This window comes from Helicobacter suis HS1, assembly GCF_026000295.1.
GTDB lineage: Bacteria > Campylobacterota > Campylobacteria > Campylobacterales > Helicobacteraceae > Helicobacter > Helicobacter suis.
In genome coordinates, this window is record NZ_AP026769.1 from 1,200,194 (window position 1) to 1,214,502 (window position 14,309).

Genomic DNA, 14,309 nt, shown 5'->3' on the forward strand with positions numbered 1-14,309 from the left:
GATTTTCCTAACGCTTTCTGCTCTTAGAGAGCGTATTTTGTGTGTAGCCATAATCTATAGTTGGCATTTCTTTTTTCACTTCTTTTTGAGCGTTATTTTGCTCTTTAGCTAATTCTTTAGCTTTTTCTCTTTCTAGCATAGCTTGATAGTGTGCTTTAGCTCTAGCTTGTTCTTTTTTACCAAACTCAATCCAAGGCTCATCGCTGTTATTACTCTGTGCTTTCTCTTGGATTTCTTGTTGTGTAGCGGTTCTATTAGTTTGAGCGTTAGTAGTCTCTTGTCTTGGCTCATTTTGTGAGTTTTTAGGTTGCTCTGAATTTTTATTAGCATTTACCCCCACACTTTGAGTGGCGCTATCTAAATTTTTGAGTGTTTTTGCTTGTTGCTTGTCTAAATGCTTTCGCATCACTTCATACACTCTATTATCCATAGGCTCTAAGCTATCTTTAGATTTAACTAAATAATCTTTTAAGACTTCGTGGTGTTCTTTTTCTAATTGGTGCCCCAAGATAGACTTAACGCTTAATTGCAAGCCCTTATCTTGCATGTGCTTATTACCATGCGCTTGTTCTAAGCAATCCTTAATCAAATTGATATGCTCTTTAGTGAGCTTGGTTGGCTCTTTTTGGCTTACCACTAATAAGACTTTCAATTCATCTTCATTCATGTGGTTTTTAGCGTAATTTAAAAAGCTCTCTTTAAAATCAAGCTTAGTCTTAATGCGCTTTTGTTTAATGTCAAGCTCAGTTTGTTTGAAGAAACTATGCAAGTTAGCGTATTTGTCTTTAAGGTCTATGTCATTGTTAGGGGCAATCTTGGGCTTTTCTTGCTCTTTTTCTGTGTGTTTGGCTTGTTCTTGTGTGTTAGTTTCTTTTTCATTAAGCTGGTTGTTTTCTTCTAAAGCAAGAGAGGCGATTTTACTTGTAGTGTTCTCACCTGTGGGTCTTGAATAGTCAATCTCATTAGCTCTTAAGTAGTTAGCAACTTCGTTTGTTTCATTTCTTAGGATTTGCAAACTTTCTAAAAGCCCTAAACTCTCATCATCTAAACCTTTCTTGATATTGTTATTCCTTAATGTTTCTAATTCTAAGTCTTGCTTATTTGATAGTTCTTCTTCTTTGCTTTGCTCTTGTGCGACTTGTTGCTCATAGAGAGTATCAGGGTTTTGGCTCTCATTGTATTGCTTTAAGCTTTTATTTTCAGCTTCTAGGGCATATTTTTCTAGTTCTTGTTTGGCTAACTCATTTTCATTCTCTGTGATACTAATTTCTTCGGCTCTTTTGATTTGGTTTTCTTCATGCTCTTGTAATGTCTTGCTTTCAAGCTCTTGTTGCTCTAACTCATCAGTAGCTCGTGCGATACCATCATCTTCATTCATTTGTATGTATTGCTCTTGTTGGTATTCATAATACTCATCTTCGCTCATTTCTAAAAAGCTTTTTTCTTCTGTAAGCTCTACTTCATTTTCGCTAGAATTTTGTATCTCATGTTTATTAGCATTTTTTGTCTCAACAATCACTTTTTCTAAACTTTCTACAAACTCGCTTGGATTATCATTAGAGATAGATTGCTCTTCATTGATTTCTTGTTGGAACGCATTAAAAAAATCGCTTACATTTTCATTGTCTTTTGTATTAGAGATTTCATTTTTCATGCTCTCAATGACTTCTAGCATAAAAGAAATGTCATCTTTTAAGCCCTCTTGGCTTAAAGACTTGATTTCTTGTTCTAAAATGCCTAAAAAATTGGTGGGGTCATTTTTAGAATTTTTAACTTCATCTAAAAAACTCTCTAAAAAAGCGTCCTTTCCATCATCACTCCAAGCTTTCCACGCCTTTAAAAATCCATTGATAAAATCTTGCATTATCTGCCCCTGCCTTTAGATTGAGTAAGCACTACTTCATCATTGGCAAAGTAGTGGTCATGCTTTTGTTGCTCTGCTCCTTTATTAAGAGTTTGTTGCAACATCGCTAACATTTGGGGATTGTTTTGAGCCATTTCAAGCATTTTAGAAAACTCTGCCATATTCATTTCATTGTTGTTTGGCTCTTTAGTGTTGTTTTCTTTGGCATTGTTGTCTGCATTAGGTGCAATTTGTTGCTGTGGTTCTTGATAGATTTTGTGTTGCTTTCTTTTTTCATGATGGGTTGCCCCATATTGATTGACATAATCTAGCACTTTGTTATACTGCTTTTCATTCAAATGCTTGGATAAATCATAAATCACCACTTTTAGAAAGCTCTTTGAGTGAGCGCATTGTTTATAAGCGCAGTGTAAAGTTTTAGGGTCTAATTCTTTAAGCTTAGTTTTGTCTAGCGTTTGAAAAACATTGACATTGTAGAGATTTTTAATCTCTAAAGTCGGCTCTATGTCTATCTTTTCTTTTTTAAATTCGTAAAAGGGCGTTTTGCCATCTTGCATATACTTGATATTACCCTCTTTGTCTCTTTGAGGAACTTTTTCATTCTCATAAATCACTTCGCCGTTAGAATAATGCTTAAGATTGCCCTCTTTGTCTTTAAGGGGGATTAAATTACCCTGTTCATCTCTTGCCTTAACATAGCGCATTTCATAATAAGAAAAAGAGCTTTAACATTGCCTTTAGTCCTTGTGTGATAAAAGAACTTTACTCTTAGTGTTGTTTTTAATATGCTCCACTTCTTTAGGGTTTGCCCCAAGTTTTAAGGCATCATCTAAACCTACCCAAACATTACTCTCATAGCCATTCTCATGTTGCTTGGCATCTAAAATAAGAGAATTTAAGCCATTATAGGCATTGCCAGCATTACCATTATAAGCTCTATTATTTGGCTTAAACTCTAATCCAGATTCTAAACTTTTAGCAATTTCGCTCGCTAAAAACCTAGCAAAAACCTCTTTTTGCTCTTTAATATCCATTTCATTCCACGCTTTCATTTAATGCTCCTTGTTTTTATTGACTTCATTTTCTAAGGAATGTTCTAACTCTATTTTTGTTTCTTGTTCGCTTTTAGGCTCTACTCCCATTTGCATAAAATCTAACATTTGCTCCTCACTTATAGGGTTGAAGAAGAATATGAAGATGATTTAGAATGGCTAAATGAAGAAAAAGAAGATAGGCTCTTTAATTACTATCTATATTTAAATGGTATTAAAGAAAGTGATGTAGAAGAAGTGTTTAATGAAAGTGTAGAAATCTATGATGAGTGCTTAATAGAAATCGCTCAAAATGTCCTTAAAGATAAATTTTCTTATGATATTGACTTATTGCAAGTTTTAGTAAAAGGTTATGCTAAAGAGATTAGAGAATTTTTGAGTTATAAACCTACAAAAGAAATCAAAGACTTTAAAGACAAAGACACCGCACTTTATATCAGCTTAGGAAAAGACTATGACAAAGAAAAATAGCCTAGATACAAAGCTGTTCCGCCTTTTAATACCATAGGGGTGTCGGCTAGATTTTTAACAATGGCTCTCATCAGTTTTTCATGATTAAGAGCTTGTTCGCTTAAACTCACTCTATAATGGGGTTTCTTGCTATCCATTTATCCAAATTCTCTCTTTCTTGCTTGTTTAATTTGGGTTTCATCACTTCTATAAGAGCATAGACACTCTCTTTATCTTCAATACTAGGAAACCATTCATCTAGCATAACAACCCCTAGCTTTCCAGTTTGCAATACAGAAACATAGAGACAATCTACACAAGCTCTTGGATGCTCTGCAATATAAGTGGGAGTATATTTGCATTGCTAATGAAAAGGGTGGTAGTGGTAAAAGCACGCTTTGTTTAAACTTAGCCGTGCAATTACTCAAAGACAATAAAGAAGTGGTTGTTTTAGATACAGATAGCCAAAAGTCTATGGAAACTTTTGCTACAATTCGTGCTGAAAAAGAACGCCCCACTTTTAGCTTATTTAATCGTAGTAGTGGCTTTAGCGATACCTTAAAACAAATGGTATCTAAGTATGAAAATATCCTTATTGATACTAAGGGGGAATACAGCAAAGAAACCCAAAAGCTATACTTTTAAGTGATATTGTGCTAGTGCCAACAACTCCTAGCCAATTAGACACTGAAGTCTTAGCTAATATGCTAGAAAGAATTGAGCAACTCCAAGAGCTTAATGAAAATCTAAGAGCCTTAATTGTCATCAATAGAATGCCTACTATTCCTACCCTTAAAGAAAGACAAGCCTTAATAGAGTTTATTAAAGAAAATAACCCTAGCGATAGGATTACACTTTTAGAAAGCTCTTTGAGTGAGCGCATTGTTTATAAGCGCAGTGTAAGCGAAGGCTTAGGGGTCATAGAATACAGCGATAAAAAGGCTATCAATGAGTGGGTTAATTTTTATAACGAATTAAAAAGCCATTTAGAAAAAGAGAAAAGACATGCGTTTTAGAAGAGTTAAAAAGCGCAAAAATAAACACAATAAGGAGCGTACAAGTATGGATTTACAACAAATTGATGAGCTAGAAAAGAAGTTTGAAGAACAAGCCCAAGATACCCCCCTAAAACAAGAGCCTAGCACAAAGGAAGTAAAAATCCCTAAAAAAAGGGGGCGTAAAAAAAGCTTGTTAGATGAAGATAAGAAAAAGAGCTTTAACATTGCCTTTAGTCCTTGTGTGATAAAAGAACTTGATGAATTTTTGCTAGAATTTGGCTCATTTAAAGAGACACGAAGCACTTTTATTGAAGAAGCGCTTATTAGGCATTTAAAACACAGAAAAAACACCCAAGAGCAAAAGCTTTTAAAGCAACTAGAAAGATTACAAAACAAAGAAAAGGGCAATAATGAAATTTATTGTCTTTATCATCATTACTTTCATCATTTTCTAGCTCTTTTTTAGAAAACATTGCTAAAAACCCACACTAGAACAAGAAATCAGCCAAGCTAGTTTAGTAGAGAAGTTAATCTTAGCTAATATCTTAGCCAATATGGTGTTTGCTAAGATAAGCAATGAGAATGCCCCTAAAATTCTTATTTCACGCTTGATGTGTAAGTTTAGTCCTATTGATTATGAAAGCACTATTCCTAGTGATTTTAAATCTTCGTATTTGTGGGGGTGCGTGATACGAATGGCTTCATGAGCTTCTGCTTGGCTTTGCTTACCAGCCTTGTATTCTCTTTTTTGATACACTTCTTTATAAATAGGCAAATAAAAGCTCTCTGCCTCATTTAAAAACTCTACGCTCAAACTTTCAGCATCTGTTCTAATATAAGTAATTAGTCCAGCCTCAAAGAGACTTTGAGCTAAAGATTGCACTTCAGCGATACCTAAACCTAAAGAGATTAGAGAATTTTTGAGTTATAAACCTACAAAAGAAATCAAAGACTTTAAAGACAAAGACACCGCACTTTATATCAGCTTAGGAAAAGACTATGACAAAGAAAAATAGCCTAGATACAAAGCTGTTCCGCCTTTTAATACCATAGGGGTGTCGGCTAGATTTTTAACAATGGCTCTCATCAGTTTTTCATGATTAAGAGCTTGTTCGCTTAAACTCACTCTATAATGGGGTTTCTTGCTATCCATTTATCCAAATTCTCTCTTTCTTGCTTGTTTAATTTGGGTTTCATCACTTCTATAAGAGCATAGACACTCTCTTTATCTTCAATACTAGGAAACCATTCATCTAGCATAACAACCCCTAGCTTTCCAGTTTGCAATACAGAAACATAGAGACAATCTACACAAGCTCTTGGATGCTCTGCAATATAAGTGGGAGTATGTTTAGGGTAATAGCCCATTTTATTGAGCCTTGCTGTGCCATCTATAATGCCTAGATTGCCTAGTAGTTTATTAGTATTATGAGCTTGTTTTTCACCATAGATATAAACCCCTATATCATCAAACGCATTCTCCATTAAAGCATAGCTACTATGCCAATCTCCTGTGCCTTGTGGGCTATGGATATTTAAAGCCACAATAGAGCTAACATAGACTTCTTTTGAAGTGGGTGGAATATAAAGCATGCTAAACTCCCTCATTAGTTTTAATTAGGTTCTAGTTTAGCAAAATTTCACTTACTACTTCTTATGATACTCATTGATAAAGCTACCTTATTAGGACTTTCAATAATGATGACCTTTGGGGAGCTTGACATTATGCTTTTTAGCTAACATCTCAGCAAAGCTAATTTGTTTAGGCGTAGCGGGTCTATTTTCATCATTATTAGAGCTACTAGCCTTTTTGTTGTTTTTCTTAAAAAACTCATGCAAATAGGCATTTTAGGTATTACTTTGGATTTAAAAATCCCATTAAAAAAATCTCTAACTAAAAAGGTTAAAAGTTCTTCTGTGTAGCCAATCATTTCGCCATCAAATTTGGTTTTTTTGGTTAATTCAAACATCATTTTTACGATTTCAACCCATGCTTTAAACATAATCTCAAATTGCTCTTTAAACAACTCTTCAGATAAAATCCACAACATTGCTTTTATTTTCTACAATCTTATCTAGCACTTCTTCCATTTGTTTCCCCTTGGTCAAATCAATAATGAATTGATAAGCATTTTCAAACACTTCTACCACTCTTTTACCCTTATGTGTAGGCGTAATAATGTGTTTTTTATCTTGGCTACTAGGGCTATAGGCAATTTTTTAAAGAGTAGGCAAGTAACTCGCATAAGTGCTAGGTCTGCCTATGCCTTTATTTTCTAAAAGCTTGACAAAACCTGCCGTATCTTTTAGTTATGCGCCTTTCAAACCCTTCCTCATTCGCTTCATAAACACGAGAACTTTCTTTTATCTCACCATTAGCAAAGAAATTGACATCTTCTTTACTATTATCCTTATGCGCTCGTCTTTCAAAGCTTAAATACCTTGCCCATTCAATAGGATTTCTAGAAATCATTCTTGCTGTATTGATTTGAGTTTTTACGACATAATTAGGCGTTTCTTGTTCTTTGTTAGGATTTTGTGTAGCGCTAGATTGGCATTCTTGCCTTGACTTTCAATGGTTCTTTCAAAAATCAATCTATAGAGTTTTAAAGCGTCTTGATTAGTGATACTAGCATTATAGACTATGCTTTCTAAATCTTCGTATTTGTGGGGGTGCGTGATACGAATGGCTTCATGAGCTTCTGCTTGGCTTTGCTTACCAGCCTTGTATTCTCTTTTTTGATACACTTCTTTATAAATAGGCAAATAAAAGCTCTCTGCCTCATTTAAAAACTCTACGCTCAAACTTTCAGCATCTGTTCTAATATAAGTAATTAGTCCAGCCTCAAAGAGACTTTGAGCTAAAGATTGCACTTCAGCGATACCTAAACCTAACTCAGAACTAGCTCTTTCTAAAAGCGTAGAAGTGATAAAGGGCTTTTTAGGTTTGGTCTCTACAACAGAGGTTTTTAAATCTTTTAAAAGACAAGCTTTATTATCCTTTAAGCTCTCAAAGAGTTTTAAGGCCTCTTCTTTATCATTGAATTTAATCTCTTCGCCCTTTTCATCACAATGCTTAATGATGACTTCTCTATTAGCATTGTCGTTAATCTTAGCTTGGATTTGATAGCTTACTTTTTCATTTTCTGGTAAAGCCTTAAATTTTTCAATCTCTCTGTCTCTATCTACAATAAGCTTTAAGCAAGGCGTTTGCACTCTTCCAGCACTAGAGCCTTTCATTTGCCCTAAAGCTTTGCCTAAATAAGGGGAGAGCGTAAAACCTAAAAGCATATCTGCAACTCGTCTTGCTAAAGCGCTTTGATACATTTGCTTATTAGTGTTTTCAAATAAAAGGGCGTTTTGTAAGCCCTTGTTAATCCCACTTGGTGTGATTTCAAAAAACTCCGCTAATGTTATAATGCACCACGCCTTTTAAGATTTTCAAATCATCATCGCTATAATATTTTCTAATCATCGCATAATCTTGTGTGATGAATAAGGGGACAACATTATAAGAACGACACAATGCTGGCATTTCTAATAAGTCTTTTGTGGGTCGTATTCAAAGGTCGGCTTAAAGTTATTACTTTCATCATAGCTTTTAAGTTGCATAAAATGCCCTATGGTAGCAAAGACCTTTGCTCCTGTGATTTCTTTAATCTTAGCTACCTTATTAGGACTTTCAATAATGATGACGCTGTTATTCATTTGATTGCTCCTTTAAAATGGGATTTTATTAGGATTTATCGTTTCTTCCAACTCAAGCACAGAAAGATAAACTAAACTTCTTAGGGACATAAAATCTTCAGGTAGAAATGATACTTGCAAATTCTTCTTCAGCACTATTAGACCAAGCTCTTGCATCATTTCTTACAATTTCATCTAATGCCCCTTCACTTCTAGGGGCTGGTTCAGGCTCATTGGTGTCAAAATTTCTAGGGTCTTTGGGGTCGACATATTTTTGCTCTGAAACTTGCAAATACCATAATTTTCTCGCATTCACATTAGGGATTAAAATAGGCTCATTAGTTTGTGGGTCTTTTTAAAAAGCTCGTTTGAATTTGTTAGACTGCTTTCTCATCTTCTACCCCTTGATTTAGTAATTTCCACTTCTTGTTCGTTCTCATAGTAATCAACATTATTAGTGAGAGCTAAACATGTTGGCAGTATCGTTCTTATAAACCATATTGCTAGGGCTATAGGCAATATTTGGTAAGCTGTTTGTGTAGGTTAAAGCGTCAATTTCTTTTGAAAAAAATTCTCTATTTCTTATGGTGTCAATCAGATCGTATCTTTTAGTTATGCGCCTTTCAAACCCTTCCTCATTCGCTTCATAAACACGAGAACTTTCTTTTATCTCACCATTAGCAAAGAAATTGACATCTTCTTTACTATTATCCTTATGCGCTCGTCTTTCAAAGCTTAAATACCTTGCCCATTCAATAGGATTTCTAGAAATCATTCTTGCTGTATTGATTTGAGTTTTTACGACATAATTAGGCGTTTCTTGTTCTTTGTTAGGATTTTGTGTAGCGCTAGATTGTGGTTCTTTTATTTGTGGCTCTGGCTCTTGTTTATAAGAGCTAGTATTGATTACATCGCCATCATCTAAAATGCTGAATAAATTAGGTTCTTCTCTTAAAGTTTGAAGTTTCTTTTTGCTGGGTTTATATGCCATTTTTTGCTCCTTTTAAAATTTAACTTTGGGTGTCTTGTAGAACTTCTTGTTCGCTTTCTTCATCGCCTTGTTGCATTTTCTTAAACAAGGCTCTTTTTTCTTCTGTGTTCATTTCATTGAGTGGCTTTTTTAAAATCTCATCAGTCTCATCATTTTCTTGCTCCGTGTTTTCATTCTTGCTTTTTTCTTGTGAAGTAGTGGGGTTTTCATGGTCTTTCTCGCTTTCTGTTGGGTTTGAATTTTCACTCTCTTTTTGTGGTATAGTGGGATTATTCTCGTTGTTACTTTCACTACTTTCATTTTCTGTATATTCTCCCTTATTACTTGGTTCTAAGTTAGCTGTATCTTGTTTGTTTTGATTAGGGGGCGTTGTAATTTCTGTAGTGGGTTGCGTAGGCTCTTCAACTCTTTTTCTTTCTACTTCTAAATCAATAGGCAAATTAGCTCTTTTTAAAAGCTCTTTATCTTTGAACCAATAATTAGCCTTAAGTTTTAAAGGGGTCGCTTTAGCCCCTGTAACAATTACAATGACTTCATCTGATTCTATATTCATAATGTCTTGGGCTGTGAGTAAGTTTCTACCTCAGTAATTATAAGAAGAACTACCTCCAAAGACTAATTGATTTTTGTCAGTAGAATAGTTTTTAGATTGTCTGGTAAATTCGCCCACTTCCTTAGAGACAATCTCAGCATCTTCAGCGCTATTCATCTTAAAGACAATGTTATAATGCACCACGCCTTTTAAGATTTTCAAATCATCATCGCTATAATATTTTCTAATCATCGCATAATCTTGTGTGATGAATAAGGGGACAGGTTAATTGATTCGACACATTACTATTAGCCATAAGTTCTCTATAGACATGCTGGTTGATACTAATAACTTTAAACAAACTCTCATAAAAATCTCTTGCTTTTAGATTTTCTTTATTAGGGTCTAATTCTAAAATAAGATTTTCTATACACTCTGTAATGTTTAGTTTTTTAGATTTTAAATAGCGCTCTAAAACTTCTTTGGCATTTTGAGGTCCGTTCTTAATTCTTCATAATCAAAGCTCATTTTAGAAGTAGCAATTCTTACTTGATTGCTCTTAAAAACAGACACAAAGCGATTAAAGGTAGAAATGATACTTGCAAATTCTTCTTCAGCACTATTAGACCAAGCTCTTGCATCATTTCTTACAATTTCATCTAATGCCCCTTCACTTCTAGGGGCTGGTTCAGGCTCATTGGTGTCAAAATTTCTAGGGTCTTTGGGGTCGACATATTTTTGCTCTGAAACTTGCAAATACCATAATTTTCTCGCATTCACATTAGGGATTAAAATAGGCTCATTAGTTTGTGGGTCTAGGATAATTTCGCCTGTTTTTTTATCGTGTTGATAGAGTTGTTTGTAATAACGGCTTCTTTTGTCAATCAAATTAACATAATCTCTATTTGGACCCATAGCGACATCAAAAAAGTTTGTTTCATCTTTGGAACAAACATCATACAAGGCATAAAAACTAAACAAATCTTTAGCTTTAGTACCCAATGGTCTTCGCCTTTTTCTTCGCTAATAAAGACATTATTGGCATTTTCTTGAACAAGCCTTAGGCGTTGGTCAAAGTTCATGGGTTTTACAATCCTTTTATCAAAAGGATTAAAATAGCAAGTATTATCATTAAATCAAACTTTTTCTCGCTTGGCACTCTAATATTCAAGCTCAATTCATTATCCGCACTAATAGCAAAGTGGTTCATGCTAACTCTATATCTAGAAGTAGGAATGGAAGTATTAAGGGTGATTTGGTAAAGCCACGCATGCGGTTTTACCAGCTCCGCGTGGTGCAACAATCATGGCTCCTAAAGGCTTGTCATAACACACATCTCTAAGTTTTGGAAAACCAAATTTTCCTAGAATAAAGCCATTATCAAATTGCACCCCTATCATAATCAGCTCTGTAATACCGCTATCTAAATAAGGCAAGAGCCTTAAAATAGCGTTTCTTAAAGCCCTATAATCTTTGAGTTTGTCTAAAGTCATATTAGTCCTCTCTTTTCTAATATAAATTGTAGCCATTAAAGGCATTAAAGAAATAAGCATAGTGATATAGACTTCAAATTTTAAAACTCTCCGGCAGAAATCCCACTCGTCTTTAGCGGGTGGGATGAATGCCACTAATTTGTGGTATAATGTCCCCATACATTCGTATCTACGGCAGGAAGTGTCGGAAGTTACGCCTTTGGAGATATGATGTGTGAGACCTGTAGGGAATGCGTTGGAGCTCAAACTCTGTAAAATCCCTACTATAGGGACACAGAGTGAGAACCAAACTCTCCCTACGGGCAACATCAGCCTAGGAAGCCCAAATGTCTTTAGCATTTGGGCACTTCACATCTAAGATACTCGCTCCCTTATAAAGCCCTACAAACACACTTTGAGAGAAAAAATAAGCCTGTCTAAACGACTTTAAGGCATCAAAAGTGTAATAATTTGCCAAGATAAAAAATAAGGGGATAAGTAAAATGCTAAAAAGCACACAAAAGGCTTTCACAAATTGCATTTTCATGCGTTATCCTTTTTTGACTCAGTAATAGATTGTTTTTCATTAAAGAGCATTAAGGACTTTTGAGATAGCCTACGCTTAATCCTAGTGTGTGGCGGTTCTTTTTAATGACATTTAAAAAGTCAAACAAATACTTTATATCTAGTCCAAAGTTTAACGGCGTGTAATTAGCGCTAACCTTAGATTTGTAAATGTCTATATTTGTGGTTATAGAACTAGGTGTGCCTCCATACAAATGCATTGAAAATTTAATCCCATGTTTTTTTGTAGCTCCAAAGTAATGCTGGTACCCCATTAAAACGCCCATATTAAAATTAGCGTTACTAGAAGTGTGGCTATAAGTGATTAAATCATCTGTAGCATTAGAGATAAGGCTTAGACTTTGAGTTAATTTTGTTCCTTTAATAGCAATTTTAGTTTTTTAGATTTTAAATAGCGCTCTAAAACTTCTTTGGCATTTTGAGAGATAAAGCAATTGATGTGTTTGCCTAGCTTGCGTTTGTTTTGATACTTTTTCATAGGCTACTTCTTAATTCTTTGGTGGGTAAGATTTCTTGGATATATCTAGTGTTAGTGGCTTTATCAAGCACAATTTGAACAACTATATCCACACTGCTTTCAAAGAATTTTCTAGCTACTTTTACATCTAAACCACTTTTATTCATCTGTAGATTTAAAGCAATCGCCTCTATGACCCCATGCACGCTATCTGCATGTAAAGTAGAAACCATGCCTTTATGCCCTGTATTGCCAAATCTTAAAAAAAGCATAGCATTTCGTGTGTCAATCTCACCTACCATAAGCCTATCAGGACTCATTCTCATTGCCATATTCAAGGCGTTTTCATAGGTAAATTTAGAACTTTCGGTCTTATCCACTAATAAGGATTTATGATTTTCAAACGCTCTTAAATCTAATTCTTCGCTATCTTCTACACTCACTATTCGTGTGTGTTTAGGGATAAATTCAATCAAAGCGTTTAAAAAGCTTGTTTTTCCACTGCCTGTGCCTCCACTAATAAGCAAGTTCTTTCCCTCAATCATCAGCTTTTGTAAATACTCATAGTCGTATTGACACACACTAGAGAGCTTGAAAGCTTTTAAATCAAACTTTTTCTCGCTTGGCACTCTAATATTCAAGCTCAATTCATTATCCGCACTAATAGCAAAGTGGTTCATGCTAACTCTATATCTAGAAGTAGGAATGGAAGTATTAAGGGTGGGGTAATTAGCGTTAAAGAATAAATCTCTAAAACTCGCTAATTGCTCCCCAAAACCAAGTAGAAAAGCTTTGTCTAAATTTTCATCAAAGACTTTTTCTCTAGTTCCATCAAGCTTATAGAGCCAAATTTCTTTTTCTTTATTCATAATCAGCTCTGTAATACCGCTATCTAAATAAGGCAAGAGCCTTAAAATAGCGTTTCTTAAAGCCCTATAATCTTTGAGTTTGTCTAAGTCCATAAAATTACTCTCTTTTTAACTCTTCAATCTTTTTACTAAGCGTTTCAATCTTGTTATCCAAGGTCTTAATGCGTCTGTCAAACTCTCTTTGTAAGCTTTCACGCTTATTGATAGCCTTGCCTAATTCATCAGTGCGTCGAACAATTAAATTGGCGTTGTTTTTTAATTCCTTAGCTTTTTGAATATTACTCAATGGCATTTCTGCTTCCTTTAGTACCACTCTTTGAACCGTTCTAGTGGCAGGGTCATTATCGTATTTGACTAATTGTTCTTGAACGCCTGCAAAATCGGTGCAACTTTTAGCCATATGGATAAGATTATCAAGTCCACGAAATAAAATCTCTGTTTGAAAAACTCGCACTCCCACTCCCATAGCCTTTATCGGTAGTGGTATCTAGTTTGCATTTATTAGCGTCTTCATACATAGTAAATTCAAATTGTTTTCCATACAAATCCACACAACCGCCAATATTCACACTTTTATTTTCTCTGTTAATGAAATAAAACTGCGTTTGCTTAATGGCTTTCATGTTTTCAAAGTCATAGCTGTATTGACAGACATTGTCGTTTCTAAAGGCTTGCATTTTAAAGCAAGAGCCATTTCTATCTACAATATCTAAACTCATCGTGTTGCCATTTCTAATGGGAGCGGTGCAAAATTCATAGTCCAAAGTTTAACGGCGTGTAATTAGCGCTAACCTTAGATTTGTAAATGTCTATATTTGTGGTTATAGAACTAGGTGTGCCTCCATACAAATGCATTGAAAATTTAATCCCATGTTTTTTTGTAGCTCCAAAGTAATGCTGGTACCCCATTAAAACGCCCATATTAAAATTAGCGTTACTAGAAGTGTGGCTATAAGTGATTAAATCATCTGTAGCATTAGAGATAAGGCTTAGACTTTGAGTTAATTTTGTTCCTTTAATAGCAATTTCTGAGCCCAAGAAAAAGCCGTTTTTAGTTTGCATAGCTTTGAAATGTTTTTGAGCTTTCTTTTTTTCTTTAAATTCTCTTTTAACTTGACTTTGTAACAACTCAGCGCTCTTTAAGGGAGTTACTTCTTGCTCTTTAAGGGTATTTTGTGGAGCAACTTTTTGTTCTAGCTTGTGTTCTAATTTAACTTGTGGAGTATTTTCTTCTTCTTTATCACTAGGCATAATGGCTAAAAAATCGCTATTATCCACAAAGCTTTCATTCGCATTCAAGCAACTAAGACTAGCTAAAAACAAGGCTTTTTTTAAATGTAAATCCATTACTT

Annotated in this window: 5 protein-coding genes and 21 pseudogenes; 3 read left to right on the forward strand and 23 right to left on the reverse strand. The window is 34.7% G+C overall.

Going from position 1 to position 14,309, the window contains the following annotated elements:
• Positions 1–7 precede the first annotated feature (7 nt).
• Both OO773_RS06520 and OO773_RS06525 read right to left on the reverse strand, forming a co-directional pair.
• Positions 8–1,864, reverse strand: coding sequence for a V-type ATP synthase subunit I domain-containing protein (locus OO773_RS06520; RefSeq protein ID WP_176485348.1), 1,857 nt, complete (start codon positions 1,862–1,864; stop codon positions 8–10).
• A pseudogene (locus OO773_RS06525) lies at positions 1,864–2,916 on the reverse strand (ArdC family protein). The gene OO773_RS06520 and the pseudogene OO773_RS06525 overlap by 1 nt, the downstream one beginning before the upstream one ends.
• A 129-nt stretch (positions 2,917–3,045) precedes the next feature.
• On the opposite strand from OO773_RS06525, the pseudogene OO773_RS06530 reads away from it, so the two are divergent.
• Positions 3,046–3,387, forward strand: a pseudogene (locus OO773_RS06530) (hypothetical protein); the annotation flags it as partial.
• Here OO773_RS06530 and OO773_RS06535 read toward each other — a convergent pair.
• Positions 3,384–3,524 (reverse strand): annotated as a pseudogene (locus tag OO773_RS06535) (nucleotidyl transferase AbiEii/AbiGii toxin family protein); the annotation flags it as partial. The pseudogenes OO773_RS06530 and OO773_RS06535 sit on opposite strands and share 4 nt — an antisense overlap.
• Positions 3,494–3,724, reverse strand: a pseudogene (locus OO773_RS06540) (hypothetical protein); the annotation flags it as partial. The pseudogenes OO773_RS06535 and OO773_RS06540, both read right to left, overlap by 31 nt.
• On the opposite strand from OO773_RS06540, the pseudogene OO773_RS06545 reads away from it, so the two are divergent.
• Together OO773_RS06545 and OO773_RS06550 are read left to right on the forward strand one after the other, a co-directional pair.
• Positions 3,721–4,382 (forward strand): annotated as a pseudogene (locus OO773_RS06545) (AAA family ATPase). The pseudogenes OO773_RS06540 and OO773_RS06545 sit on opposite strands and share 4 nt — an antisense overlap.
• 46 nt (positions 4,383–4,428) lie before the next feature.
• Positions 4,429–4,830, forward strand: a complete 402-nt coding sequence (locus OO773_RS06550) for a hypothetical protein (RefSeq protein ID WP_264828734.1) — start codon at positions 4,429–4,431, stop codon at positions 4,828–4,830.
• On the opposite strand, the pseudogene OO773_RS10055 reads toward OO773_RS06550, so the two are convergent.
• The 19 genes and pseudogenes from OO773_RS10055 to OO773_RS06645 all read right to left on the reverse strand — a co-directional run.
• Positions 4,781–5,271 (reverse strand): annotated as a pseudogene (locus OO773_RS10055) (DNA topoisomerase); the annotation flags it as partial. The gene OO773_RS06550 and the pseudogene OO773_RS10055 sit on opposite strands and share 50 nt — an antisense overlap.
• 105 nt (positions 5,272–5,376) lie before the next feature.
• Positions 5,377–5,517: pseudogene (locus OO773_RS06565) on the reverse strand (nucleotidyl transferase AbiEii/AbiGii toxin family protein); the annotation flags it as partial.
• Positions 5,487–5,957 (reverse strand): hypothetical protein, encoded by a 471-nt coding sequence (locus OO773_RS06570; RefSeq protein WP_000965788.1) that lies wholly within the window; start codon positions 5,955–5,957, stop codon positions 5,487–5,489. The gene OO773_RS06570 and the pseudogene OO773_RS06565, both read right to left, overlap by 31 nt.
• A 54-nt stretch (positions 5,958–6,011) precedes the next feature.
• Positions 6,012–6,200 (reverse strand): annotated as a pseudogene (locus tag OO773_RS10060) (DNA topoisomerase I); the annotation flags it as partial.
• A gap of 191 nt (positions 6,201–6,391) precedes the next feature.
• Positions 6,392–6,662: pseudogene (locus tag OO773_RS10065) on the reverse strand (DNA topoisomerase); the annotation flags it as partial.
• Between the two features lies 1 nt (position 6,663).
• Positions 6,664–6,888: pseudogene (locus tag OO773_RS06580) on the reverse strand (hypothetical protein); the annotation flags it as partial.
• 25 nt (positions 6,889–6,913) lie between these two features.
• A pseudogene (locus OO773_RS06585) lies at positions 6,914–7,691 on the reverse strand (DNA topoisomerase); the annotation flags it as partial.
• 82 nt (positions 7,692–7,773) lie between these two features.
• Positions 7,774–7,908 (reverse strand): annotated as a pseudogene (locus tag OO773_RS06590) (TraM recognition domain-containing protein); the annotation flags it as partial.
• Between the two features lie 2 nt (positions 7,909–7,910).
• Positions 7,911–8,072, reverse strand: a pseudogene (locus tag OO773_RS06595) (toprim domain-containing protein); the annotation flags it as partial.
• An 89-nt stretch (positions 8,073–8,161) separates the two neighbouring features.
• Positions 8,162–8,403: pseudogene (locus tag OO773_RS06600) on the reverse strand (type IV secretory system conjugative DNA transfer family protein); the annotation flags it as partial.
• A gap of 165 nt (positions 8,404–8,568) precedes the next feature.
• Positions 8,569–9,042, reverse strand: a pseudogene (locus tag OO773_RS06605) (hypothetical protein); the annotation flags it as partial.
• Positions 9,043–9,061: 19 nt separating this feature from the next.
• Positions 9,062–11,202: pseudogene (locus tag OO773_RS10070) on the reverse strand (type IV secretory system conjugative DNA transfer family protein).
• A gap of 178 nt (positions 11,203–11,380) precedes the next feature.
• Positions 11,381–11,593, reverse strand: coding sequence for a hypothetical protein (locus OO773_RS06615; RefSeq protein ID WP_180370895.1), 213 nt, complete (start codon positions 11,591–11,593; stop codon positions 11,381–11,383).
• A gap of 64 nt (positions 11,594–11,657) precedes the next feature.
• Positions 11,658–12,008: pseudogene (locus tag OO773_RS06620) on the reverse strand (hypothetical protein); the annotation flags it as partial.
• Positions 11,999–12,109 (reverse strand): annotated as a pseudogene (locus OO773_RS06625) (replication regulatory RepB family protein); the annotation flags it as partial. The pseudogenes OO773_RS06620 and OO773_RS06625, both read right to left, overlap by 10 nt.
• Entirely contained in the window at positions 12,106–13,050 is a 945-nt protein-coding gene (locus tag OO773_RS06630) for a CpaF/VirB11 family protein (RefSeq protein WP_006564526.1), read from the reverse strand. The gene OO773_RS06630 and the pseudogene OO773_RS06625, both read right to left, overlap by 4 nt.
• Positions 13,051–13,054: 4 nt before the next feature.
• Positions 13,055–13,261, reverse strand: a pseudogene (locus OO773_RS06635) (hypothetical protein); the annotation flags it as partial.
• A 3-nt stretch (positions 13,262–13,264) separates the two neighbouring features.
• A pseudogene (locus tag OO773_RS06640) lies at positions 13,265–13,712 on the reverse strand (collagen-like protein); the annotation flags it as partial.
• Between the two features lies 1 nt (position 13,713).
• A pseudogene (locus tag OO773_RS06645) lies at positions 13,714–14,304 on the reverse strand (hypothetical protein); the annotation flags it as partial.
• Positions 14,305–14,309 lie beyond the last annotated feature (5 nt).

Bases quoted from the DNA above. Each gene is read 5' to 3' on its own strand.
- OO773_RS06615 (WP_180370895.1), bottom strand. From the start codon at position 11,593: ATGAAAATGCAATTTGTGAAAGCCTTTTGTGTGCTTTTTAGCATTTTA.
- OO773_RS06520 (WP_176485348.1), bottom strand. From the start codon at position 1,864: ATGCAAGATTTTATCAATGGATTTTTAAAGGCGTGGAAAGCTTGGAGT.
- OO773_RS06630 (WP_006564526.1), bottom strand. From the start codon at position 13,050: ATGGACTTAGACAAACTCAAAGATTATAGGGCTTTAAGAAACGCTATT.
- OO773_RS06570 (WP_000965788.1), bottom strand. From the start codon at position 5,957: ATGCTTTATATTCCACCCACTTCAAAAGAAGTCTATGTTAGCTCTATT.
- OO773_RS06550 (WP_264828734.1), top strand. From the start codon at position 4,429: ATGGATTTACAACAAATTGATGAGCTAGAAAAGAAGTTTGAAGAACAA.